We start from the raw sequence: 22,565 nt of genomic DNA, 5'->3' as shown, positions 1-22,565 counted from the left end.
GGTCACAGACGAAACCGCGCGGCATACGGTCGAATCCGTGACCGCACCGACCTCACGCCCTGTCCTCGGGATAGCCCTGGAGCCGTTCGGCTGGCATCCCGCAGCGTTCGCGGAGGTCGGCGCGGATCCACTGGAGGCCACCTCCGCGGAGCACTGGGTTGGGCTGGCCCGCTCCGCGGAGTTGGCCGCCGCCGACCTCGTGACCTTCGAGGACTCCTTCTCGCTCACCGCCCGCGACCGCCTCACCGGCCGGTTCGACGCGACCCTGCTCGCCGCCCGCGTGGCGCCCGCGGTTCCGCGGATCGGCCTGGTCCCCACGGTGACCGCGACCCACACCGAGCCCTTCCACGCCTCGAAGGCCATTGCGACGCTGGACTACGTCAGCGGCGGCCGCGGCGGGGTGCTCCCCGCCATCACGGGGGACGCCGCCGAAGCGGCCGTCTTCGGCCGGAAGTCGCCGCAAGACGCGGCGTCGCGTGCCATCGAGGCCCGCGAGTACATCGAGGTGCTGCAGGACCTCTGGGACAGCTGGGAGGACGAGGCCATCGTCAAGGACCTCGCCACCGGCCGGTTCGTCGACCGGGACCGGCTGCACTACATCGACTTCCACGGCGAGAACTTCTCCGTCAAGGGACCGTCGATCACGCCGCGGCCCCCGCAGGGTCGCCCTCCCGTAATCGTCCGCGTCACCGACGCCGCCTCCGAGTCCGTCGCCGCCGACGCGGACGTCGCGATCGTCCCCGCGGCCCCCGACGCGCAGCTCGCAGAGACCGCCCGCCGACTCCGCGCCGCCGGCGTCCCGCTGCTCCTCGTCGACGTCACCGTCCACCTCGCCGACTCCGAGCGGACCGCACTGCGCCGCATCGAGAAGCTGGACCGTCGCGAGCCCGCGGACGACGACACCCTCGTCTTCGCCGGGACGGGGGAATCCCTGGCGCGCACCGTCTCCGCGTGGCAGTCCCTCGGTTTCGACGGTGCCCGCCTGCGTCCCGGCGTCAACGCCGTCGACCTCCCGCGGCTCCGTTCGGCCTTCGCCCCGCTCCTCCCCGGAGCCGCGCGGACGGGAACCCTCCGCGAGATCCTCGGCCTCGCACCCGCGGTCAACCGTTTCGTCGCCGTGAAGGGAGCCTGATGACCACCGGGCTGAACGTCCTCGACCTCGCGCCCATCCCGGACGGTGGCACCCCGTCGGACGCGCTGCGCAACACCCTGGACCTCGCGCGCCGCGCTGAGGACTGGGGCTACGGCCGGTATTGGGTCGCCGAGCACCACTTCGCGCACGTCGCGAGCGCTGCCCCGGCCGTCCTCATCGGCGAGATCCTGGCCCGTACGAGCCGGATCCGCGTCGGGTCGGCGGCCGTGCTCATCGGCTTCACCACCGCGCCCGCCGTGGCCGACGCCTTCGGCGTGCTCGCCGCGCTCCACCCCGGCCGGGTGGACATCGGCCTCGGCCGGACGGGCCAGCGCCTGCGGACGCCCCCGCCGGGAGCGCCCGCGCCTAACCCTGCGATCGTCGCCGGCTACGAGCAGCTCTACCACCCGAAGGCGGAGCCGCCGAGCTACACGCGGCAGGTCGAGGACGTCCTCGACCTGGTCGGCGGCACCTTCACCGCCGACGGGCACGCGCTGCGCTCGCCGGTCGCAGAGGCGGCCCGGGACGCGCCCGTGTGGATCTTCGGCAGCAGCGCGGGGGAGAGCGCGCAGCTCGCGGGCGCCCGTGGCCTGCCCTTCGTCGCGAACTACCACGTCAGCCCCGCGAGCACACTGGAGGCGGCGCAGGCGTACCGCGATGCCTTCCGGCCCTCCGACCGCCTCGCGGCACCGCATCTCGTGGTGAGCGCCGATGTGGTGGTCGGCGACACCGACGGCCAGGCGCGGGACCTCGCCGCCGGGTTCCCGGCGTGGGTGCACTCGATCCGCTACGGCACCGGTGCGATCACGTATCCGCGCGACAGCGCCGGCCTCACGGACGAGGAGCGCGGGAAGGTCGCCGACCGCACCGATACCCAGTTCGTCGGCGAGCCCGGCCGCGTCGCCGACGGGTTGCGTGCCCTCGTCGAGCGCACCGGCGCCGACGAGGTCGTGATCACCTCAGTGACGCACGACCACGCCGCGCGGCTGCGCAGCCACGAACTCCTGGCCAAGGAATGGGGCCTCCTGTGACCGCCGACCGCGCCGACGTCCCTGTCCGGGAGGGTGTGCACCGCAAGCCGATCCATCTCGCCGCGCACTTCCCGGGCGTCAACCACAACACCGTTTGGTCGGATCCGGCGGCCCGCAGCCAGGTGGAGTTCGATTCGTTCGTGTACCTCGCGCGCGCCGCCGAGCGCGCGAAGTTCGACTTCTTCTTCCTCGCCGAAGGGCTGCGGTTGCGCGAGCACCTCGGCCGGATCCACGACCTCGACGTCGTGGGTCGCCCGGACACGTTCACGGTGCTCGCCGCGCTGGCGGCCGTCACCGACCGGATCGGCCTCGCGGGCACCATCAACACGACCTTCAACGAGCCTTTCGACGTCGCGCGACAGTTCGCCACGCTCGATCACCTCAGCGGCGGCCGCGCGGCCTGGAACATGGTCACCAGCTCCGATGCGTTCACGGGCGAGAACTTCCGCCGCGGAGGCTACCTCGCGCACGCCGACCGGTACCACCGTGCCGACGAGTTCGTCACGGTCGCGCGGAAGTTCTGGGACGGGTGGGGCGAGGGCGAGATCGTGCACCACGGAACGCAGTTCGACGTGCGCGGCGCCGCGCCGCTCCCGCCGTCCCCGCAGGGGCACCCCGTCCTGCTGCAGGCGGGGGACTCCGGCGAGGGGCGCGACTTCGCCGCGGCGCAGGCCGATGCGATCTTCACCCGGCACGGCTCGCTCGAGAGCGGCCGCACCTTCTACGCCGACGTCAAACGGCGCGCGGCCGACCGCGGCCGGAACCCCGACCATCTCAAGGTCTTCCCGGGCGCGGCCGCCGTCGTCGGCGACACGCCAGACGAAGCCGAGGAGAAGGCGCGCGACATCCGGCGCCGGCAGGTCAGCCCGCAGACCGCGCTCAACTTCCTCGAGCAGGTGTGGGGCCGGGAACTGCAGTCCTTCGACCCCGACGGTCCGCTGCCCGACGTGGATCCGGTCTACGACGCCCCGGCGGTGCAGGGCCGCGTGCTCCACGCCGATCCTCGCGAGATCGTCGCCACCTACCGCGCCCGGGCCGACGCCGGTGGCCTCTCCATCCGCGAGCTGGTCATCGAGCTCAACACTCGGCCGCAGTTCGTCGGGACGGCCCAGCAGGTCGCCGACGAGATCGACACCTACATCCAGGCCGACGCCGCCGACGGCTTCATCCTGGTTCCGCACCTCACGCCCACGGGCCTCGACGAGTTCATCGACGGCGTCGTGCCGCTGCTGCAGGAGCGCGGCGCCTTCCGCGCCGAGTACGAGGGAACCACGCTCCGCGATCACCTCGGCCTGCCCGTCCCTGATGCTGCGGCGGGGGCGCAGCGCGCCGGTTAGTGCCTCTTCACTCGTTCGCGGCGCGCGCCCGGTGGGAACCGGTTACCGTGCGGCCATGAGCCGTGCGCTGCGCCCCGATCTGTCCGGTGTCGACCCCCTCGTGGTCAACCTCACCCACCGCGTGTGCCTGGGCGACCTGCCCACCCGTGCCGCGCGCTCCTTCGGCGATCGCGTCGCGCTCGTCGACGGTGGCTCGGCGGTGACCTACCGCGAGTTGGAGAGTCGCTCGAACGCCCTCGCCCGGGGCCTGCAGACGCGCGGGTACGGCCGCGGCGACGCGATCGCCCTGCAGCTGCAGAACCGGTGGGAGTTCGTGGTCTCCCTGTTCGCGTGCGCCAAGCTCGGCGTCGTGGCGATGCCACTGAACCTTCTGCTCGCCCCGGGCGACGTGGCGTACCAGCTCGGCGACAGCGGGGTTCGCGCCGTCATCACGGAGGACGTCTTCGCGCCGGCCCTCACCGCGGCGCTGGGTGCCGCCGACCACCGGGTCGAGGCCGTCTACATCGTGGCCAACGGCGGCGGTGTACTTCCCGCCGAGGTGGGCGGCGTCCCGTCGACCGCCTTCGCCGATCTGCCCGCCGCGGACGACTCCGTCGTGGAGACCATTGTCGAGGATCGCGACATCCTGCATTGCCTGTACACCTCGGGGACCACGGCCCGGCCGAAGGGCGTGGTCACCAGCCATGTCGCGGTGCACATCTCGGCGCTGTCCTCCGCGGTCGCGCTCGGCGTGCGGCCCGATGTGGAGCCGGCGGTGCAGCCGATCGCGTTGCCGCTCTTCCACGTCACGGCTCTCGACGCCCTGCTCATGCCGATGCTCGTCACCGGCGGCACCGCGGTTCTCCTGCGCGGTTTCGACCCGGCAGCGCTCGCGGGCGCCTTCGTCGATCACCGGGTCACCCACCTGACGCTGCTGCCGATGATGTGGGCGGCCCTGCTCACCCGCCCCGAGCTCACCGATGAGAACACCGCGTCGCTCCTCACGGGCCTGTACGCAATGGCGCCGATGCCGGCCGAGCTGCTGACGGCATTGCGGGCCCGGTTCCCCGGCGCCGCCATCATCCTCGGCTCCGGGCAGACGGAGACGACCCCGGCGTCCGAGGTGCAGTGGACCGGCCACCAGGGCGTCAAGGACGACTCCTGGGGCCCTGCCACCGTCTCCACCGACGTCGCGATCATGGGCGACGACGGTGCGCTGCTCCCGCCCGGCGAGGTCGGCGAGATCGTGTATCGCGCACCGCAGCTCATGGAGGGCTACTGGAACAACGCCGCCGCGAACACGGAGGCCTTCGCGCACGGCTGGTTCCACGGCGGCGACATCGGCTACCTGGACGACGAGGGCGTCGTCTACTTCACCGACCGCGCCAAGGACATCATCAAGTCGGGCGGCGAGAACGTCTCCTCGGTGGAGGTCGAGCGCGTTCTTCTCGGCCACGACGCCGTCGCCGAGGTCGCCGTCGTCGGCACCCCGCACGAGCGCTGGGGCGAGGCCGTCACCGCCTTCGTCGTGACGTCACCGTCGGGCGAGGCCGACGGTGACGCCCTGCTGGAGTACGCACGGCAGAACCTCGCGGGCTTCAAGGCGCCCAAGGAGATCGTCTTCGTCGACGCCCTGCCGAAGACGGCGACCGGGAAGATCCAGAAGAACCTCGTCCGGACCCTGCGCGAGACCCGGACCTAGACCGCCTAGGCCGCCGACGACAGGGCGGGCAGCAGTCCGCGTGCGTCGGTGAGGATCTGCTCGTAGTCGCGCACGTCGAACTCGTACGGAAGCTCCAGGCGGAACTCGGTGACCGGTCCGGATTCCGGGGAGAACGCGGGGTCGGCGGCGAGCCGCTCGGCGATCTCTGCGATCGGCCCCACGAGATCCTCGGCGAAAAGCGTGCGCTTGTCGCCGTGCGGCGTCAGCGTACGGTCGTAGCGCGACCGCGCGTACTCCCGGTAGCGCGCGACGGTGGCCCGGTCGGCGCTGTCCGTCGGCACGATCACCCGCCCGACGGCGACCCGCCTACCGGCCCCGCCGGCGGCACGGTAGGCGTCGATGAGGGTGGCCTGGACCGTGCCGAAGTCGTCGGACTCGATGCCCGCGGCCGAGACGATGTTGCCGGTCAGCAGGTGCAGGCCGGCCTCGCCGGTCCACCGGGACGAGCCGAGCGAGGTTCCGCCGTACCAGGAGCGGTCCGCCAGGCCGGGGGTGTGCGGCTGCAGCCGGGGCCGCTGCACGTTGCCAGGGGACTCGATCCGTGCGGTCTCGTCGCCGAGGTACGCGCCGCGCAGGTGCTCGACGGTGCGCGCCACCCGCGCGTGCCCGAACTCGAAGGTGCGCCAGTCGCCCTCGAAGACGACGTCAGCGAGCAGGTCCGCATGCGGCATCCCGGTGGAGAAGCCGGGCTGCAGCCTGCCCCGGGACAGGGCGTCCGCGAGCGACAGGTCCTCCGCCAGCCGGAACGGGTTCTCGTAGCCGATCGGGATCACCGCGGTGCCCAGCTCGATCGTCGACGTGCGCTGCGAGGCCGCCCCGAGGAAGACCGCCGCGGAGGAGATGCCGTGCTCGAGGTGGCGCTGGCGCACCCAGGCGCCGCGGTAGCCCAGGCGCTCGCCGAATTCGATGAGGCGCAGCGTGTCTTCGAGACCGGAGGCGGGATCGTCGTCGACGTAGTTGCCCGGCGTGAGGAAGGCCAGCGACTCGATCGCCATCGGTCAGAACCCCGCGGTCGGGTTGATCTCGGACTTCGGCAGTGCCGAGGTCGGGACCTTCCACTTCTCGAAGAGCCGCTGGTACTCGCCGCGCGCGATGAGCGTGTTGATCGCCTGCGAGATCGCGGGCGCGATGGGGGAGCCCTTGGCCGTCACGAAACCGACCACGGTGGTGGAGTACTCACCGAGGAACTTCGTGCCGGGCACCTTGTCCACCAGGTAGCGCAGCGAGAGCGTCGGCCCGAAGTAGGCGTCCACCTTGTTGTTCTGCAGGCTGAGGATCACGGCGCCCTGGTCGTCGAGGTACTGCACGGTGTACGCGGGCTTGCCCTTCGACGTGCACTGGTCGACGCCCTTCTCCAGGATCTGCTGGAAGGTGGTGCCCGAGCCCGTGACGATCTTCTTGCCGCACAGGTCCTCCAGCGTCTTCACACTCGTCAGACCGGAATTCGACGAGCCGACGAAGGACTGGCCGTCGTTGAGGTAGGTCGCGAAGTCGACGACCTCGAGGCGCGGTTTGGTGACGCCGAAGTTGCCCTGGCCCACCTGGTACCGGCCGTTCTGGACGCCCGGGATGATGGTGGAGAAGGTCCCGATCTCCTGCTTCCAGGTCACGCCGAGGGCCTTGGCCACGGCGTTGCGGAGGTCCACGTCCAGGCCCACCGGGTTGCCGTCGGGGACCTCCCCGGCGTGCGGCAGGTTATTGATGCCCGGCTGCCGGGTGAGCCCCAGCGTCAGCTCCTTCGTGCCGGCCGGCAGCAGCGCCTGGGCGGCGGGGTCCACCGCGACGGACGACACGACGTCCTGCGTCGGGATCGGGTAGCTCGAGCTCTGTGCCGCCGGATCGGACGAGCCGCCGCACGCCGAGAGCAGGGTGGCGGCGGCGATCAGGGGTAGGGCGAGCAGAGCGCGGCTGCGCATGGGGTCTCCTTGGACTCGGATCTAGCGGGGGATCAGCGCACGGCCGCGAGGAATTCGCGGGTGCGGGGGTGTTCGGCGTCGGCGAAGATCGCGTCGGGCCGGCCGGTCTCGACGATGCGGCCGTCGTCCATGAAGATCACGGTGTCGGCGACGTCGCGGGCGAAGCCGATCTCGTGCGTCACCACGACGAGGGTCAGGCCCGACTCCGCGAGGTCCCGGATCACGGCCAGCACCTCGCCGACCAGCTCCGGGTCCAGCGCCGAGGTGGGCTCGTCGAAGAGCACGACGTCGGGGCGCATGGCCAGGGTGCGGGCGATCGCGACGCGCTGCTGCTGACCGCCCGAGAGCTGCGACGGGTACGCCTTCTCGCGGCCCGCGAGCCCGACCCGAGCGAGGAGCTCGCGCCCGCGTTCGGCGGCCTCGGCGGGGGAGACGCCGGTGGCGAGCTGCCCTTCCGTGAGGTTCTCCAGGACGGTGAAGTGCGGGAACAGGTTGAACTGCTGGAAGACCATGCCGATGCGGCGGCGCTGGCGCGCCACGTCCCGGGGATGCAGCTCGCGGAGCACGGTGGCATCGCCGCGGCGGCCGGCCTCGCGGTAGCCGATCAGGTCGCCGTTCACCCGGACGTACCCGGCGTCGGGGCGTTCCAGATGGTTGATGCAGCGGAGCAGCGTCGACTTACCGGATCCGGAGGGGCCGAGGATGATGGCGACCTCGCCCTGCGCGACGTCCAGGTCGACGCCGCGCAGCACCTCGGTGCCGCCGAAGGACTTCCGGAGCCCGCGGACCTCGATCGCGCTCATGCCCGATCTCCCGTCGTTCGCACGGGGCGGGGGAGCCGCGGGCGCAGGCGCGCCGCATCGGCGAGGACCGCGCGGAACGGCCGGGCGTCCCGTCGACCCCGGTTGAAGCGGCGCTCGATGAAGTACTGGCCCACGGCCAGCACGGAGGTGATCACGATGTACCAGATGGTCGCCACCAGCAGCAGCGGCATCACCTTGAAGTTCTGGTTGTAGACCAGCTGCACCGAGTACAGCAGGTCCGTCACCGCGATGACGCTGACCAGCGACGTGGACTTGAGCAGCCCGATCAGCAGGTTGCCGGACGCGGGGATGATCGCCGGCATCGCCTGCGGGAGCACGATGCGGCGGAAGATGCGGCGCGGGCTCAGGCCGAGCGACCGGGCGGCCTCCGTCTGGCCCGGATCCACCGAGACGAGGCCGCCGCGCACGATCTCGGCGGCGAACGCGGCCACGTCGATGGTCAGCGCGATGAACGCCGCGACCAGCCCGCCGATCAGGTGGGTGGTGTTGAACGTGACGAACTCGGGCCCGAAGGGGATGCCCAGCGACAGTTGCGGGTACAGCGAGGCGAGCTGGAACCAGAAGAGCAGCAGCACCAGCGGCGGGACGGACCGCACGAGCCAGACGAAGACGAAGGACACCGTCTGGAGCACCGGGCCGCCCCACAGCCGCATCGCCGCCAGCCCGATCCCGAGCACGAATCCGGCGGCGAAGGTGATCGCGGTGAGCCACAGCGTGAGCCACAGGCCCTTGAGAACGGCCTCCTGGGTGAAGTAGTGGGCGACCGTGGGCCATTCGAAGCGCTCATTGGTGACGAGCGTGTTCAGCAGCATCGCGCCGAGGACGGCCACGACGGCGGCCGCGATCCATCGTCCGGGGCGGCGCCGCGGCACGAGACGCACCGGTGCCGCGGAGGTATCCGCCGGCGGGCCCTGTGCGGCCCGCGACGGGGAGAGAATCGTTGTCGCCATGATGTCCGACCGTAAGTCGTTGGCGCGCAGAGAAGAAGGTTTTCAATCGCCCTGACCGGATGCGGCGATCCCGGAATCGAACGCGTAGCGGACGGCGTGCGCACGGTCCCGGAGCTGCGCCTTCGCGAACAGATTGTTGATGTGCGTCTTCACTGTTGACTCGCTCACGAACAGCCGCGCGGCGATGTCGCGGTTCGCGAGGCCGTCGGAGATGAGTCGCAGCACCTCGGTCTCCCGGGGCGTCAAGTCGATGGGCGGGACCGCCGGGGTCGACGGTGCCCGCCCGGTTCCGGAGCCCCCGGTCGCCGACGCCAGCAGGCGCTGTTGCACCTGCGGGTCGAGCACCGACTGTCCCGCGGCGGCAGCGGTGATCGCGGCGGCGATCTCCGCCCGCCCCGCGTTCTTGGTGAGGTATCCGCGCGCGCCCGCCTGGAGCCCGCGCAGGATCGACTCCTCGTCGTCGAACGTGGTGAGCAGTACGACGGCGGTGTCCGGTGCGTCGGCGAGGACGCGTTCGGTGGCGCCGGCGCCGTCGAGGTTCGGCATCCGCAGGTCGGTGAGCAGCACGTCGGGGCGGTGCTCGCGGACCAGCGCGACCGCCTCGACCCCGTCGGCGGCGGCCCCGACCACCGCGATCCCGGGCATCAGGTCGAGCATCGCGGCGAGCGCCTCGCGCACCGCGGCTTGATCGTCGGCGACCACCACTCGGATGTCGTTCACTCACAGCTCCTTGATCGGATCGGACGGGCGGGGCAGGACCAGGCGGACCGCCCAGCCGCCGTCGCCGGTCGGGCCGGCGTGCAGCGTGCCGCCGGCCTCGGCTGCGCGTTCGCGCATGCCGATCAGCCCCATGCCGGAGCCGTGGACGGCGGTCGCGGTCCCGGATTCGTTGGTGACGGTGAGCTCGGCACCGTCGGGCCCGGGGGAGAGGCGGAGGACGACGGGCGCGCCCGCGGCGTACCGTCGGGCGTTCGTGATCGCCTCCTGGGCGACCCGCAGGACCGCCCGGGCCTGCACGTCCGTCAGTTCGACCGTCTGCGTCTCCACGGTTTCCTCGGGTCCGTCCGCGAGCGCGGCGAGCGTCGTCGGCAGGTCCAGGGTGTCCTCCCGTAGCGCGTGGACGGCGCCGCGGGCCTCGGTGACGCCGTCCGCGATCGCGCCGCGGGCGCGCAGGACGGCGGCGCGGGCGTCGTCGGGCCGGTTCGCTTCCAGGAGGGCGTCGGCGAGCTCGAGCTGCATCCCCGCGCCGGAGAGGGTGTGGGCGAGGACGTCGTGCAGCTCGCGGGCGATCCGGGCGCGTTCGGCGAGCGCGCTGGTGCGCGATTCGGATTCCGCGGTCAGCTTCGTCTGCTCCACGAGCTGTTCGAGCGCCCGGGTGCGTTCGCGGCGGCTGCGACCGGCGATGCCGGCCCACACCGTCGCGGTGACCGAGACGCCGATCCAGATCGCGTTGAAGTCGGTCGGGCCGGTGAGCGACGCGGTCGCGGTGACGCTGGCCCCGGCCAGCACGGCGAGCGGGACCGAGATGCGCGCCGGGAACGCGGCGCCCAGGTGGACCGTCGAGATGTAGAGCAGGACGCCGAGCGCGCCGTTCGGTTGGAGCGCGAACAGGACGCCGGCGGCGACCACCGTCGCGGCCTCGGTCGCGACCCGCGCGGGCAGCGGGACCCGGTCCTCCGGAAGGCACCGGACGACGACGCCGGCCGCGGCGATCAGGAACAGGATGGCGGTCCACGGGCTGTCGCGGTGGAAGTCGAGGGTCGCGCCGGCGACTACGACGCCGGCCACCGCGATGACGAGCGTGATCCTCGTCCGCAAGCCGTCCAGCACCTCGTCATGATGGCACGCGATCGTGCGCCGTGCTTCCGACCCGCCCGTCGTTCAGCGGACCGGGAGATTCGCGATGGCTAATATCACGTGCATGCGCGTGATCCTGACCCTGGCGGCGCTCGCGGTCGTCTCTGCGGGTACGTGTCGCCTTCCTCGCGTGGGATCACGAGTACTACGAGGTCGACGGTGTCGCGCAGGGCCCGTACCGGCCGTGGCAGGTGATCGCCTGCGGTGCCGTGATCGTCCTCGCGTGCACCGCGGCGTTCGCGTATCTGCGGCGCGTCTGGCTGCTGGCGGTGATCCCCGTGGTCGCGGTCGTCGCCTTCGCCGTGCCGTGGGCAGCGTGGGCGTCGCAGGACGACACCGGCCTGTGGATGGTCGGGCTGCTGTTCCTGCTGGTGGGCGGCACGATGGGGCTGACCGCCTGGCTCGCCGTGGGGTACGCCGTCGCGGAGACGGTGCGCGCGATGCGTCGGCGGCGTGCGAAACCACGGCCCCCGTCGGGTCCTGGGCCGGGGTGGTGACGATGCGCCCCGGCCTGCGCGCGGTCCTCGTCGTGGTCGGCCTCGTCGCGGTCGTGACGGTGCTCGCGATCGGCGTGGTGGTTCTGCCCGACGGAGCCCTGCCGGTCGCATGCATGATTGCGATTCTCGGGGCGGCGGCTGGCGCGCAGGTCCTGCTCGGTCGGGCGTGGGGCGTTGCCGTGCTTCCGGTGCTGACGGTCGCCGCCATGCTCGTACCGATGACGATCGACGCGTCGGGCGAGCCCGCGGCCCACATGTGGCCGGTGGCGGTGGTGGGGGCGATCGTCTTCCTGATCCCGGCACTGATCTGCTTCCTCGCGGCCGTCCACGGGGTCGCCGGGGTGGCGCTCCGGAAGCGCGCGCGACGGGCGGGGTGAGCCGCGTTCCGGTCGAGTGGGAAAATGGCCCGCATGTCTACGTCATCGATGTCCAGTGCCGCCGCCGACCTGACGGTGCACTCGATTATCGATGCCCGCGCGCGGCTCGCCGGGGTGGTGTCGGCGAGCCCGCTGCAGCATTGCGAGCGGCTCTCCGCGCTGACTGGCGCTAAGGTCTACCTCAAGCGCGAGGACCTGCAGGTGGTGCGCTCGTACAAGATCCGCGGCGCGTATAACCTGATGGCACAGCTCACTGACGCGGAGAAGGCGGCCGGCGTCGTTGCGGCCTCGGCTGGCAACCACGCGCAGGGCGTGGCCTTCTCGTGCCGCGCTATGGAGGTGCACGGCCGCATCTACGTGCCGACTACCACGCCGAAGCAGAAGCGCGACCGCATCCGCGCGCACGGCGGCCGGTACGTCGAGCTGATCGCCACCGGCGAGACCTACGACGCCGCGGCGGCCGCCGCCCAGGAGGACGTCGCGTCCACGGGCGCCACCTGGGTCCATGCCTTCGACGACCCCCGCACCACCTCGGGGCAGGGCACGATCGGCGTCGAGCTCGTCGAGCAGCTGGGCGGCGTCGTGCCGGACGTGACCGTGATGCCCGTCGGCGGCGCCGGCTGCTTCGCCGGCGTCACGCGGTACCTGCGCTCGCAGTCCGCGTCCGCCACGATCGTCGGCGCCGAGCCCGCCGGCGCGCCGTCGCTCGCTCGCGCGATCGAGGCCGGGGGACCGATCGACCTGCCGACCATCGACCCGTTCGTCGACGGTGCCGCCGTCAAGAAGATCGGCTCCATCGGCTACGACGTCGCCGTGTCCGAGGGCGCCGCGGTGTGGCCTGCGCACGAGGTGCGTGACGTCGCGGCCGGCGAGCTCGGCATCATCGAGGTGGACGAGGGAGCTATCTGCACCGCGATGCTGGACTTGTACCAGAACGAGGGCGTCATCGCGGAGCCGGCGGGCGCGTTGTCGGTGGCCGCGCTGGCGCAGCTGCGGTTCGAGCCCGGTGCGACGGTCGTGTGCCTGCTGTCCGGAGGCAACAACGACGTCTCGCGCTACAACGAGGTGATCGAGCGGTCGCTGGTGCACCAGGGCCTCAAGCACTACTTCCTGGTCGCCTTCCCGCAGGAGCCCGGCGCGCTGCGCCGCTTCCTCGACGAGGTGCTCGGTCCCGACGACGACGTCACGCTGTTCGAGTACGTCAAGCGCAACAACCGTGACACCGGCGAGGCGCTCGTGGGTGTGGAGCTGGGACGGGCGACGGATCTCGGTGCGTTGCTGGAGCGGATGGACGAGTCGCGCCTGCACTGTGAGCGGCTGGAGCCGGGTTCGCCCGCGTACCGCTACCTGACGTAACAGGCTCCAACCGGGTGAGCCTGAGTCTCACGCCCGGGGGGCACGGTGAGGATCTGTATCTGACCGGGATCACGTCCGGCGGTAGTCAATCGATGTTCTTCAAGGTCAACCGCTTCGGCGAGGACGCCTTCTTGAAGAAGCTGCAGCAGGCGATCGCGCAGCTTTGACGAGGGGGCCGGTCAGCCGACCGGGACCACCTGCTGCGCGCGGTGCGCGGCGACGCGCTGCTGGAGGAACCAGTTCTGGGCGTAGAGGGTGACGCCGATGAAGAGCATCGTCGTGACGCCGGCGAAGCCGCGGCCGGTGTGGTCGCCCATCGCGAGGGGCACCAGGACGTCAACGCCGACGTGCAGGCCGATCGCGACGATCCACAGGCCGATGGTGGCGGCGGTGCCCTGGCGCAGGTAGCGGCCGTCGGGGCCGGGGAAGACCTTCGTGGTGAGCGCCCGCGGATACGCCAGCGCGACGGCGATGATCAGGCCAAGGATCGCGGCGACGACGTGGCCCGCGCCGACCTCGCCGCCGCCCGAGACGTACTGCACCGTCTGATAGAGGCCGACGGCGGCCAGGACGAGCGCGATGCGGGCGGTCTTGTCCTTGAGCGGACGGGCCTGCAACTGGCGGTAGAAGATCCAGCCGATGGCGAGGACGGCGATGACGGCGGTGGTCGCTGTGTTCATGCCGAGAATCCTGCCGCGAACCGGGCCGCGGCGGATCGACCGACGGGTGGAGATCCGGGTGGAGACGTAGCCTCGACCCCATGCAGATCAGCGAGACCCTGACGCCCGCCGTCGTCGACTTCCTCTCCGCCGGAACGCGGACCGGCCACCTCGCCTACCTCGCCGGGGACGGCCGCCCGCTCACGACGCCGGTCTGGTTCGTGATCAACGACGGGTCACTCGTCTTCGCGACAGGGCGGGACACCCCGAAGGGGCGTCTGTTGGCGAAGGACCCGCGGGTCGCGGTGTCCGTCGACCTGCAGGAGCCGCCCTACGCGTTCGCGCAGGTGCAGGGCATCGCCGAGCTCGTCGACGACCCCGACTACCTACTGACGGTCTGCACGGCCTGCGGTGTCCGGTACATGGGTGCCGAGCGCGGCGCGGAGTTCGGTCGCCGCAACGCAGTCCCCGAGGAGATCGTCGTGCGCGTCCGCCCGACCCGCGTCCTGTTCAACGGCGACGTGACGGCGTAGGCCCCAGCCGAGTCTGAGCCGAGACTCTCAGCCGAGCTGGTCGACGGCGCCCTTGATCAGCTCGAGGCTGCGCTTGCGCTCCGCGAGGCCGGGGATCATGCCGGAGATCATCAGCTCCTGCGGCTGCGTGCGGGTGAGCAGCTCGCGGAGCTGGTCGCGGACCGTCTCCTGCGAGCCGACGATCCACGCCGACGTCGTCGGGGCGATCGCGTGCTCCTGCTCGGGCGTGAGTGGCTGCGCGGCGGCCTGGTCGTAGGTCAGCATCCGGCCGGGGTTTCCGGTGCGTACCCGGTACATCGACGCCTTCGCGGGACCGGCGATGCGCTGCGCCTCCTCGTCGGTGTCCGCGGCGACGACGGTGACCGTCAGCATCGCGTTGGGGGCGTCCAGGTCGCCGGGACGGAAGGTCTCGCGGTACTCGGCGAGCGCGGGCAGCGTGGCTTGTGGCGCGAAGTGCCGGGCGAACGCGAAGGGCAGGCCCAATAGGCCGGCGAGCTTGGCGCTGAACGTCGACGAGCCGAGCAGCCACATCTGCGGATTCGAGCCGACGCCCGGCGTCGCGGTGATCGCCACGTACGGGTGGTCGGCGGGGAAGTCGTCGCGCAGGAACGCCCGGAGATGAGCGAGCGCCTGGGGGAAGTCGTCGACGGACTCGCTGACCTTGCCGCCGCGCAGCGCATGGGCAGTGAGCTGGTCGGTGCCCGGCGCGCGGCCGATGCCGAGGTCGATGCGATCGGGGAACAGCGCGTCAAGCGTGCCGAACTGCTCGGCCACGACGAGCGGCTGGTGGTTCGGCAGCATGACGCCGCCGGAGCCCACGCGGATCTTCTCGGTGGCCGCCGCGATCTGGCCGATCAGCACCGCGGGGGCGGAGCTGGCGATACCCGGCATCGAGTGGTGCTCGGCGACCCAGACCCGCTCGTAGCCGAGGCGTTCGGCCTCCTGCGCGGTCGCGATGGTGTCGCGGAGAGCGTCGCCGAAGGACGCACCGTCGACGACGGGGGCGAGCTCGAGCAGGGACAGGCGAGGGCGGGGGAATGGTGCTTCGGTCACAGAAGAGACAACCGGGGGCGGCCCGGAAATCATCCCGGACCGCCCCGTCGACGTCGCGGCGGTTGCTACACGAGCTCGCGCAGCGCCTCGATCTGCTTCACCCGGCCGGCCGCGTCCTCCGCGATCGGCACGACGTTGAGGACGGTCGCGCCGGCCTCCTCGAACGCGGCGACCCGCTCCTTCACGTAGCCCTTCGGGCCGATGAGGGAGACGCTGCGGGCCAGCTCGTCCGGCACGGCCTCAACCGCGGCCGCCTTGTCTCCGGCCAGGTACAGCTCCTGGATCCGGTCGGCCTCAGCGCCGTAGCCGTAGTTGGTGGCCAGCGTCTGATAGAAGTTCTTGCCCTTGGCGCCCATGCCGCCGATGTACAGCGCGAGGTGCGGCTTGACGAAGCCGAGCAGGTGGTCGACGTTCTCGCCGATCGCCAGCGCGGGCCCGGCGTAGACGTCGAGCTCGCCGAGCGAGGGGTCGCGCTTGGCCTTGCCCTCGGCGACCGCGTCGCCCCACACGTCCTTGGCCTTCTCCGGCAGGAAGAAGATCGGCTGCCAGCCCTCGGCGACCTCGGCGGCCAGCGCCACGTTCTTCTGGCCGAGCGCGGCGAGCAGCACCGGGATGCGCTCGCGCACCGGGTGATTGATCAGCTTGAGCGGCTTGCCCAGCCCGGTGCCGCCGTCCTCCTGGGTGAGCGGCATCGTGTAGAACTTGCCGCGGTGCTCGAGCCGCTCGCGGCGCCACACCTTGCGGCAGATCTCGATGATCTCGCGGGTGCGGCCGATCGGCGCGTCGTACTTCACGCCGTGGAAGCCCTCGATCACCTGCGGGCCCGAGGCGCCCAGGCCGAGGATGAACCGGCCGTCGGAGACGTTGTCCAGGCCCGCGGCGGTCATCGCCGTCAGGGTGGGTGTGCGGGTGTAGATCTGCAGGATGCCGGACGCCAACTGCACGCGCTCCGTCTTCGCGGCGAGGTAGCCCAGCGCGCTGACCGCGTCGAACGAGTACGCCTCGGGGACGAAGACGATGTCCAGCCCCGCCCGCTCCAGGTCGAGGACCTCGTCGGCCGTGGCCTTGAACCCGTCCGTGTAGTTGATGCCCAATCCGATTCGCATAAGCGTTAGGCTCTCACAAAGCAACCGCTTAGCGACAGGGTGCCCGCGGATTGTGGTCAGGTGCCGCGGCGGAGTACGACGAAGGAGTGGCCGGGCACCGTCGTCGCGCCGTCTCCGACCGACGGTGCCTCCCACGACAGCACCGGGGCGCCGCCGAACGGCGCCGTGACGGGCGCCGAGGTGAAGTTCACGACGAGCGTCAGGTCGCCCCGGTGTACGGCGAACCAGGTGGCCTCGCCTGGATGATCGCAGGCGACCGCTCGCAGGTCGTCGCCGGCGAGCGCCGGGTCGCGGCGCAGCGCGATGAGATCGCGGTACATGCCCAACAGCCGCGCGTGGCCGGGCCGCGCGGGCTCCGACCAGTCGAGATGCGAGGCGGCGAAGGTCGCCGGATCCTGCGGATCGGGCACGTCGCCCGGCGGCCACCCGTGCTCGGCGAACTCGGCCTTGCGGCCCTCCGCGGTGGCGCGGGCCAGCTCCGGTTCGGGGTGGCTGGTGAAGAAGCGGAAGGGAGTCCGGGCGCCCCACTCCTCGCCCATGAACAGCATCGGCGTGAACGGGGAGAAGAGCACCAGCGCGGCCTTGACCGCCAGTTGGCCGTCGGTCAGGTACTCCGACGGCCGGTCGCCCCGCGCGCGGTTGCCCACTTGGTCGTGCGTGCAGGTGTAGGCCAGGAGCTGTGACGGGGCCACCCGCGCGGGGTCGATCTTCGCGCCGTGGATCCTGTCGCGGAATGAGCTGTAGGTGCCGGCGTGGAAGAAGCCCTCGGTGAGCACCGTCGCGAGGCAGTCCGGGCTGCCGAAGTCGGCGTAGTAGCCCTGCCGCTCGCCGGAGACGATGGTGTGGATCGCGTGGTGCACGTCGTCGTCCCACTGCGCGGCGAGACCGTAGCCGCCCAGCTCGGCGGGCGTGACCAGGCGCGGATCGTTGAGATCGGACTCCGCGACGAGGGCCAGCGGTCGGCCGAGCTCCGCGGACAGCTCCTCGGCGAGCGCTGCGGCGTCCTGCAGGAGGTGTCGATCCGATTCGTCGACGAGGGCGTGCACCGCATCGAGGCGGAGCCCGTCGGCGCCGAAGCGGCGCAGCCACCACGCGATGTCGTCGAGGATGAGGCGCCGGACCTCCGCGCTGCCCTCGCCCGAGAGGTTCATGGTGCGGCCCCAGGTGTTCGCGCCGTTGGTCTCGTACGGGCCGAAGCGCCCGAGGTAGTTGCCCGACGGGCCGAGGTGGTTGTGCACCACGTCGAGCAGCACGCCGAGGCCGAGATCGTGTGCGGCCGCGACGAACCGCTCCAGGCCCGACGGTCCGCCGTACGGCTCGTGCACCGCGAACCAACCGACACCGTCGTAGCCCCAGCCGTGCTGGCCGTTGAAGGCGTTGACCGGCATGACCTGCACGAAGCCGATGCCCAGCTCCCGCAGGTGCGGCAGCCGCTCGATGGCCGAGTCGAACGTGCCCTCGGGGGTGAAGGTGCCGATGTGCAGCTCGTAGACGATGGCGCCGCGCAGCTCGCGGCCCGCCCACCGCGGGCCCTCCACCTCTGGGATCAGCGCCGACGGCCCGTGCACCCCGCTGGGCTGGCGGGGCGACCGCGGGTCGGGGAGCACCGTCTCGTCGTCATCGAGGAGGAAGCCGTACCGCGCGCCGGGCGCGGCCGGCGCGGTGGCCCGCCACCAGTCGTCCGCGTCGCGGCGCATCGCGTGCACGGCACCGTCGAGCCAGAGCCTTACCCGCCGTGGGCGCGGCGCCCACACCTCGAAGGCGTGGTCGGTTGCTGCGGCGGGCGAGGTGGACATCGGTTGGCAACGATAGCGTCAGTGCAGGCCCTCCCACTCCGTGGTGCGGGCGCGGTGCAGTTCCAGCGCCGCGAGCGCCGACTCCGCGGTCTCGTGCCGGCCGCCCGTGATGCAGCCGATGGCGCGGTAGTCGTGCTGGTCGAGCGAGCGGAATCGCCACACCTCGTCCAGCGAGTGCGTGCAGACGTGCGTCGTGAGGGTGACCAGCGCCGGTGCGCCGAGGCAGGCGCTCGCGTCCTCCGCGAAGATCTCAGCGAACGTGCGCTCGCCGAGGCGGACGTAGAGCGTGTCGCTCATCGGCACCTCGCTGAGCACCGTGCGGTCACCGGCGAGGATCAGTCGATCGTGGATGTCGGCGGTGAGTTCCCAGGCCGAGGCCATGCCGGCGCAGCGGATCAGCAGGTGTGCGACCTCCTCCGCGTCCTGGAGCAGGCCCAGGATGGAGTTGCGGCCCTCCCGTTGGGCCCGCACCTCGATGGCGCCGCCGGGCACCATCTGCGCGGTGAGGCGCGACGTGCCGGCGACCGTCACCAGGCGCCCGGTGGGCAGCAGATCGGCGGAGAGGCCGTGCTCGCGCAGCGATTCCGCGACGCGCGCCAGCGAGGAGGCGCGGATGCGGTTTCCGCTGACACCGGCGCGCGCGGTGGCGGACTGGGCGAGTGCCGTGGAGACCGGCCGCGGGGTTTCGCTGTTCATGGCCCGAGTGTGCGCGGACCCACTGACAAGTTTTCTACTCGCGCACCAGGAGGGCGACAGGGTGTTCGAGGAAGAGCTCGGCGAGCGGCACCTGACCTGTGACGATCTGCCCCGTCAACCTGTCTGTCCACGCCGACGCGCCGAGGTCCACCCGCGTGTCGTGCCAGCCGCCGGAGCGCTCCAGGCCCAGCGAGCGCCGCGTCGCGAGCGCGGCGACGTCGGGCCCGCCGCCGTACGGGCCACGACGGAAGCCGAGCAGGTGATCCGCGGCCGGCCCGGCGGCGAGGACGGGGGAGTAGGAGCCCCCGACGAAGCTGCTCGGCCGCTCGCGCCGCAGCCGCAGTGCGGTGCGGACGAGCCGCTGCTTGGGGTGGGCGTCGTCGGCGGCGTCCCAGTCGACGGGGCGCCGGTTGTCCGGGTCGACGAGCGAGTCCTCCCACCGCTCCGTGCCCTGGTAGACGTCCGGTACACCCGGGCCGGCGAGCTGCAGCAGCTTCTGGGTAAGCGCGTCCGATCGGCCGTGCGGCGCGAGCGCGCCGACGAGGTCCGTCATCGCCGCGGCGACGGCACCGTCGAACAGCGCGTCGAGGAAGGCGTGCCCGGCCGTTTCGAAGGCGCCGTCGGGCGCGGTCCACGACGTGCCGATCCGCCCCTCCCGCATCGCCTTCTCGGCGTACGCGTGCAGGCGCGCCCGCAGCTCGTCGGTGATCGCGCCGTCCTCCGGCCAGACCCCGAACGCGGTCTGCAGCAGGAACAGGCCCGTCATCGGATCGGGCGGTGAGGGAAGCAGGGGCATCGACCGGTCGACGAACGCCGCCCAGTCGTCCGGGCACTGGCTCAGCCCGCCGATCCGGGCGCGCACGTCCTCACCGCGTTTGGTGTCGTGGGTCGAGAGCGTCGTCATCGCCGCGGGCCAGTCGGAGGCACGGCGGGCGAACGCGGGGTGGGGATCGCTCCGCCCGAGGTCCGACGGTGCGCCGCCCACCTCCTGGAGGGAGATCAGGCGCGCGGAGCGGTAGAACGCCGTGTCCTCGAGCGATTTCGCTGTCAGCGCGCCGGTGAGCTGGGCGAAACGGACCGCACTCTCCGCGCCGCGGTCGATCGCCGCGGCCACCGCCTCGATCGCCCGATGCTCGGCCGAGGTGTCGGGCCCCGCGGCGTCGATGAGGCGCCGTCGGACGGCCTCCGCCTGCGCGCTGAGCACCGGGTAGTCGTCGCGGTAGTAGGGGATCTCGTTCATCCAGAACAGGGCGGCGTCGGCGAGGTCATCGATCGGGACGGCCGTCCCGATCTCGACGCGAATCGCGCGCGCCAGCCGCAGGAACTCCGGCCGCAGGTCCTGGGCCGCCAGCTCGTCCCGCAGGCGCAGCGTCGCCCCGGAGTTCCGGCGGACGGCACCGTCGTTCCCGGTCCAGCGTTCGTGCAGCGCGCTCAGTCCCGGTTCCCCGGCGGGGTCGAGCAGCGCATGACCCAGCTCGCGGAGCGCGTCGTAGCCCGTGGTCCCCGCGACCGGGAGGATCGGGTCCAGGGGTTCGTCCGACTCCAGGATCTTCTCGATCACGATCCACGCGCCGGGGCCGGCGAGCTCGCGCAGCCTCCGCAGGTAGCGGACCGGATCGGCCAGCCCGTCGGGGTGGTCGACGCGCAGGCCGTCGGCGATGCCGTCCGCGAACCAGGAGCCGATCTCGGCGTGCGTCGCGGCGAAGACCGCGGGGTCCTCGACGCGGACCGCGGCCAGGTCGTCGACCGTGAAGAAGCGACGGTAGGAGCGAATCGGGGCGTCCCACGGGACCAGCCGATAGGGCTGCGCGTAGTGGACGCGCTCGGCGTCGCCGCCGCCGACCTCGCGGCCGATCGGGAAGACCCGATCGTGATAGCGCAGCACCGGCTCGGCGCCCGACCGGTCGACGGTGAGCGCCGCGGCGTCGGCCTCGGAGCCGAGGACGGGGAGGGCGAGCTTGCCGCCGGCACCGTTGCGCGGGTCCCAGTCGATGTCGAAGTAGTGCGCGAAAGGCGACTTCCGGCCGTTCTTCAGCACGTCCCACCACCACGGGTTCTGCTCCGGACGTCCGACGCCGAGGTGGTTGGGGACGATGTCGATCACCAGCCCGAGGCCGTCGACGTGGGCGGAGTCGGCGAGCCGCTCGAGGCCCTTGCGGCCGCCCAGCTCAGCGCGCACCGTCGTCGGATCGGTGACGTCGTAGCCGTGCGTGGAGCCGCGGACGGCCTCGAGCACGGGGGAGAGGTACAGGTGCGTCACGCCGAGATCGGCCAGGTACGGCACCCGACGGGCGGCGTCGTCGAAGGTGAACGACGGGCCCAGCTGGAGGCGGTAGGTCGCGCCGACGGGGCGCGGGTCGCCGGATGCCATGTCGCCGATCATGCCATCCGCCGCAGCCGCTGCCGGGCCGCAACACCCGCCCGGCGGATGACGACACCGCGCGGGCCACCGCTAACGTGGCCCGACATGACGCCCGACGAGATCCTCGCCCTGGACACCCGGACGCTGTGGCACCCCTACAGCGCCGTCGGCGGCGCGGGGGCGCGTGTGGTCGCCTCCGCGGAGGGCGTGCACCTCACCCTCGGCGACGGGACACGGGTCGTCGACGGGATGAGCTCCTGGTGGGCCGCGATCCACGGCTACCGCAACCCCGTCCTCGACGCGGCGGCGAAGGCGCAGATCGACACGATGTCGCACGTCATGTTCGGCGGCCTCACCCACGAGAACGCCGCCCGCCTCGGCGAGCTGCTGGTGCGGATCACGCCCGACGGCCTCGATCGCGTCTTCCTCGCCGACAGCGGCTCCGTCTCCATCGAGGTCGCGGTGAAGACGGCGCTCCAGTACTGGCGCGCCCGCGGAGTCCACGGCCGGAACCGCCTGCTCACCTGGCGCGGCGGCTACCACGGCGACACCTTCACCCCGATGAGCGTCTGCGACCCCGACGGCGGCATGCACTCGCTGTGGAGCGACGTCCTCGCCACACAGGTCTTCGCTCCCGCGCCGCCCGCCGAGTACGACGAGGCCTACGTCGCCGAGCTGGATCGGCTGGTGGCCGAGCACGCCCACGAGCTGGCCGCCGTCATCATCGAGCCCGTCGTGCAGGGCGCCGGCGGCATGCGCTTCCACCCGCCCGCCTACGTGGCCGCGCTGCGCGAGATCACCCGGCGGCACGACGTCCTGCTCATCTGCGACGAGATCGCCACCGGCTTCGGCCGCACCGGCACCCTCTTCGCCTGCGACGCCGCCGGGATCACCCCCGACATCCTCTGCGTCGGCAAGGCCCTGACCGGCGGCTACCTCACCCTCGCCGCGATGCTCTGCACCGACGAAGTGGCGCTCACCATCTCGAACTCGGACCAGGGCGCGCTCATGCACGGCCCCACCTTCATGGGGAATCCGCTGGCCTGCGCCATCGCCGTCGCCAGCACCGAACTGCTGCTCGCTCAGGACTGGGCGGCTCGCGTCGCCGAGATCGAACAGGGGCTGCGGGAGGGACTCGCGCCGCTGCGCGAGCTGCCCGGCGTCGTGGACGTCCGGGTGCTCGGCGCGATCGGCGTCGTGCAGCTGGATCGGCCCGTCGACATGGCCGCCGCGACCGCCGCGACCGTCGCCGCGGGCGTGTGGCTGCGCCCCTTCCGGGACCTCGTCTACACGATGCCGCCGTTCATCAGTTCGCCCGCCGACGTCGCGGCGATCTGCGGAGGAGTCTCGGCCGCCGTGCGCGCGGCGCTACAGTGAGGAC

Annotated in this window: 22 protein-coding genes; 10 read left to right on the top strand and 12 right to left on the bottom strand. The window is 72.0% G+C overall.

Annotation, left to right across the window (positions count from 1 at the left end; translation table 11 throughout):
* Positions 1–37 precede the first annotated feature (37 nt).
* The 4 genes from HNP44_RS07970 to HNP44_RS07955 are packed head-to-tail and all read left to right on the top strand — an operon-like array spanning position 38 to position 5,181.
* Positions 38–1,132 (top strand): LLM class flavin-dependent oxidoreductase, encoded by a 1,095-nt coding sequence (locus HNP44_RS07970; RefSeq protein WP_259143223.1) that lies wholly within the window; start codon positions 38–40, stop codon positions 1,130–1,132.
* A complete protein-coding gene (locus HNP44_RS07965; protein ID WP_259143228.1) occupies positions 1,132–2,163 on the top strand; it encodes an MsnO8 family LLM class oxidoreductase in 1,032 nt (343 codons plus the stop codon). The genes HNP44_RS07970 and HNP44_RS07965 overlap by 1 nt, the downstream gene beginning before the upstream one ends.
* Positions 2,148–3,500, top strand: coding sequence for an LLM class flavin-dependent oxidoreductase (locus HNP44_RS07960; protein ID WP_259143230.1), 1,353 nt, complete (start codon positions 2,148–2,150; stop codon positions 3,498–3,500). The genes HNP44_RS07965 and HNP44_RS07960 overlap by 16 nt, the downstream gene beginning before the upstream one ends.
* Before the next feature lie 55 nt (positions 3,501–3,555).
* The gene (locus HNP44_RS07955) at positions 3,556–5,181 is read left to right on the top strand and encodes a class I adenylate-forming enzyme family protein (RefSeq protein WP_259143232.1); all 1,626 of its coding nucleotides are present in this window, start codon (positions 3,556–3,558) and stop codon (positions 5,179–5,181) included.
* Positions 5,182–5,186: 5 nt separating this feature from the next.
* Here HNP44_RS07955 and HNP44_RS07950 read toward each other — a convergent pair whose 3' ends face one another.
* Genes HNP44_RS07950 through HNP44_RS07925 form a run of 6 tightly spaced genes read right to left on the bottom strand, consistent with a single transcriptional unit; the run spans position 5,187 to position 10,722 of the window.
* Entirely contained in the window at positions 5,187–6,197 is a 1,011-nt protein-coding gene (locus tag HNP44_RS07950) for an LLM class flavin-dependent oxidoreductase (protein WP_259143233.1), read from the bottom strand.
* Between the two features lie 3 nt (positions 6,198–6,200).
* Complete coding sequence (locus HNP44_RS07945; RefSeq protein WP_259143234.1) at positions 6,201–7,118, bottom strand: ABC transporter substrate-binding protein; 918 nt, start codon at positions 7,116–7,118, stop codon at positions 6,201–6,203.
* A gap of 32 nt (positions 7,119–7,150) precedes the next feature.
* On the bottom strand, positions 7,151–7,921 hold the full coding sequence (locus tag HNP44_RS07940) for an amino acid ABC transporter ATP-binding protein (protein WP_259143235.1): 771 nt from the start codon (positions 7,919–7,921) through the stop codon (positions 7,151–7,153).
* Entirely contained in the window at positions 7,918–8,892 is a 975-nt protein-coding gene (locus HNP44_RS07935; RefSeq protein WP_259143236.1) for an amino acid ABC transporter permease, read from the bottom strand. Before HNP44_RS07935 ends, HNP44_RS07940 begins: the two co-directional genes overlap by 4 nt.
* Before the next feature lie 42 nt (positions 8,893–8,934).
* Positions 8,935–9,612 (bottom strand): response regulator transcription factor, encoded by a 678-nt coding sequence (locus HNP44_RS07930; RefSeq protein WP_259143237.1) that lies wholly within the window; start codon positions 9,610–9,612, stop codon positions 8,935–8,937.
* Positions 9,613–10,722, bottom strand: coding sequence for a sensor histidine kinase (locus tag HNP44_RS07925; RefSeq protein WP_259143238.1), 1,110 nt, complete (start codon positions 10,720–10,722; stop codon positions 9,613–9,615). It lies immediately after the preceding gene.
* Between the two features lie 236 nt (positions 10,723–10,958).
* Between HNP44_RS07925 and HNP44_RS07920 the strand changes: the two genes are divergently transcribed.
* The 4 genes from HNP44_RS07920 to HNP44_RS07905 are packed head-to-tail and all read left to right on the top strand — an operon-like array spanning position 10,959 to position 13,146.
* A complete protein-coding gene (locus HNP44_RS07920) occupies positions 10,959–11,246 on the top strand; it encodes a hypothetical protein (protein WP_259143239.1) in 288 nt (95 codons plus the stop codon).
* Positions 11,243–11,623: a hypothetical protein gene (locus tag HNP44_RS07915; RefSeq protein ID WP_259143242.1), complete on the top strand. Its 381-nt coding sequence runs from the start codon at positions 11,243–11,245 to the stop codon at positions 11,621–11,623. The genes HNP44_RS07920 and HNP44_RS07915 overlap by 4 nt, the downstream gene beginning before the upstream one ends.
* A gap of 33 nt (positions 11,624–11,656) precedes the next feature.
* Positions 11,657–12,979 (top strand): threonine ammonia-lyase IlvA, encoded by a 1,323-nt coding sequence (gene ilvA / locus HNP44_RS07910; RefSeq protein ID WP_259143243.1) that lies wholly within the window; start codon positions 11,657–11,659, stop codon positions 12,977–12,979.
* Positions 12,980–12,993: 14 nt separating this feature from the next.
* Positions 12,994–13,146: a DUF6054 family protein gene (locus HNP44_RS07905; protein ID WP_259143244.1), complete on the top strand. Its 153-nt coding sequence runs from the start codon at positions 12,994–12,996 to the stop codon at positions 13,144–13,146.
* A gap of 12 nt (positions 13,147–13,158) precedes the next feature.
* On the opposite strand, the gene HNP44_RS07900 is transcribed toward HNP44_RS07905, so the two are convergent.
* Positions 13,159–13,659, bottom strand: a complete 501-nt coding sequence (locus HNP44_RS07900) for a hypothetical protein (protein ID WP_259143245.1) — start codon at positions 13,657–13,659, stop codon at positions 13,159–13,161.
* A gap of 80 nt (positions 13,660–13,739) precedes the next feature.
* Between HNP44_RS07900 and HNP44_RS07895 the strand changes: the two genes are divergently transcribed.
* The gene (locus tag HNP44_RS07895) at positions 13,740–14,171 is read left to right on the top strand and encodes a PPOX class F420-dependent oxidoreductase (RefSeq protein ID WP_259143246.1); all 432 of its coding nucleotides are present in this window, start codon (positions 13,740–13,742) and stop codon (positions 14,169–14,171) included.
* Positions 14,172–14,198: 27 nt separating this feature from the next.
* On the opposite strand, the gene HNP44_RS07890 is transcribed toward HNP44_RS07895, so the two are convergent.
* From HNP44_RS07890 to treY, 5 genes are all read right to left on the bottom strand, one after another.
* Entirely contained in the window at positions 14,199–15,224 is a 1,026-nt protein-coding gene (locus HNP44_RS07890; protein WP_259143249.1) for an LLM class flavin-dependent oxidoreductase, read from the bottom strand.
* Between the two features lie 65 nt (positions 15,225–15,289).
* A complete protein-coding gene (locus HNP44_RS07885) occupies positions 15,290–16,330 on the bottom strand; it encodes an LLM class F420-dependent oxidoreductase (protein WP_259143250.1) in 1,041 nt (346 codons plus the stop codon).
* A gap of 56 nt (positions 16,331–16,386) precedes the next feature.
* Positions 16,387–18,126 carry a malto-oligosyltrehalose trehalohydrolase gene (gene treZ / locus HNP44_RS07880; protein WP_259143252.1) on the bottom strand — a complete coding sequence of 580 codons (1,740 nt, stop codon included), beginning with the start codon at positions 18,124–18,126 and terminating at the stop codon, positions 16,387–16,389.
* A gap of 18 nt (positions 18,127–18,144) precedes the next feature.
* Positions 18,145–18,822, bottom strand: a complete 678-nt coding sequence (locus tag HNP44_RS07875; protein ID WP_224645040.1) for a hypothetical protein — start codon at positions 18,820–18,822, stop codon at positions 18,145–18,147.
* 34 nt (positions 18,823–18,856) lie between these two features.
* Positions 18,857–21,193, bottom strand: coding sequence for a malto-oligosyltrehalose synthase (gene treY / locus HNP44_RS07870; protein WP_259143253.1), 2,337 nt, complete (start codon positions 21,191–21,193; stop codon positions 18,857–18,859).
* A 96-nt stretch (positions 21,194–21,289) separates the two neighbouring features.
* On the opposite strand from treY, the gene HNP44_RS07865 reads away from it, so the two are divergent.
* Positions 21,290–22,561 (top strand): adenosylmethionine--8-amino-7-oxononanoate transaminase, encoded by a 1,272-nt coding sequence (locus HNP44_RS07865; RefSeq protein WP_259143255.1) that lies wholly within the window; start codon positions 21,290–21,292, stop codon positions 22,559–22,561.
* The last annotated feature ends 4 nt before the right edge of the window (positions 22,562–22,565 follow it).

It is taken from the genome of Tsukamurella ocularis (assembly GCF_024807615.1).
GTDB classification, from domain to species: domain Bacteria; phylum Actinomycetota; class Actinomycetes; order Mycobacteriales; family Mycobacteriaceae; genus Tsukamurella; species Tsukamurella ocularis.
This window is presented reverse-complemented; position numbering and strand designations above follow the sequence as displayed.

Bases quoted from the DNA above. Each gene is read 5' to 3' on its own strand.
- HNP44_RS07965 (WP_259143228.1), top strand. From the start codon at position 1,132: ATGACCACCGGGCTGAACGTCCTCGACCTCGCGCCCATCCCGGACGGT.
- HNP44_RS07875 (WP_224645040.1), bottom strand. From the start codon at position 18,822: ATGAACAGCGAAACCCCGCGGCCGGTCTCCACGGCACTCGCCCAGTCC.
- HNP44_RS07865 (WP_259143255.1), top strand. From the start codon at position 21,290: ATGACGCCCGACGAGATCCTCGCCCTGGACACCCGGACGCTGTGGCAC.
- treY (WP_259143253.1), bottom strand. From the start codon at position 21,193: ATGGCATCCGGCGACCCGCGCCCCGTCGGCGCGACCTACCGCCTCCAG.
- treZ (WP_259143252.1), bottom strand. From the start codon at position 18,126: ATGTCCACCTCGCCCGCCGCAGCAACCGACCACGCCTTCGAGGTGTGG.
- HNP44_RS07955 (WP_259143232.1), top strand. From the start codon at position 3,556: ATGAGCCGTGCGCTGCGCCCCGATCTGTCCGGTGTCGACCCCCTCGTG.
- HNP44_RS07935 (WP_259143236.1), bottom strand. From the start codon at position 8,892: ATGGCGACAACGATTCTCTCCCCGTCGCGGGCCGCACAGGGCCCGCCG.
- ilvA (WP_259143243.1), top strand. From the start codon at position 11,657: ATGTCTACGTCATCGATGTCCAGTGCCGCCGCCGACCTGACGGTGCAC.
- HNP44_RS07950 (WP_259143233.1), bottom strand. From the start codon at position 6,197: ATGGCGATCGAGTCGCTGGCCTTCCTCACGCCGGGCAACTACGTCGAC.
- HNP44_RS07885 (WP_259143250.1), bottom strand. From the start codon at position 16,330: ATGCGAATCGGATTGGGCATCAACTACACGGACGGGTTCAAGGCCACG.
- HNP44_RS07940 (WP_259143235.1), bottom strand. From the start codon at position 7,921: ATGAGCGCGATCGAGGTCCGCGGGCTCCGGAAGTCCTTCGGCGGCACC.
- HNP44_RS07960 (WP_259143230.1), top strand. From the start codon at position 2,148: ATGGGGCCTCCTGTGACCGCCGACCGCGCCGACGTCCCTGTCCGGGAG.
- HNP44_RS07895 (WP_259143246.1), top strand. From the start codon at position 13,740: ATGCAGATCAGCGAGACCCTGACGCCCGCCGTCGTCGACTTCCTCTCC.
- HNP44_RS07900 (WP_259143245.1), bottom strand. From the start codon at position 13,659: ATGAACACAGCGACCACCGCCGTCATCGCCGTCCTCGCCATCGGCTGG.
- HNP44_RS07945 (WP_259143234.1), bottom strand. From the start codon at position 7,118: ATGCGCAGCCGCGCTCTGCTCGCCCTACCCCTGATCGCCGCCGCCACC.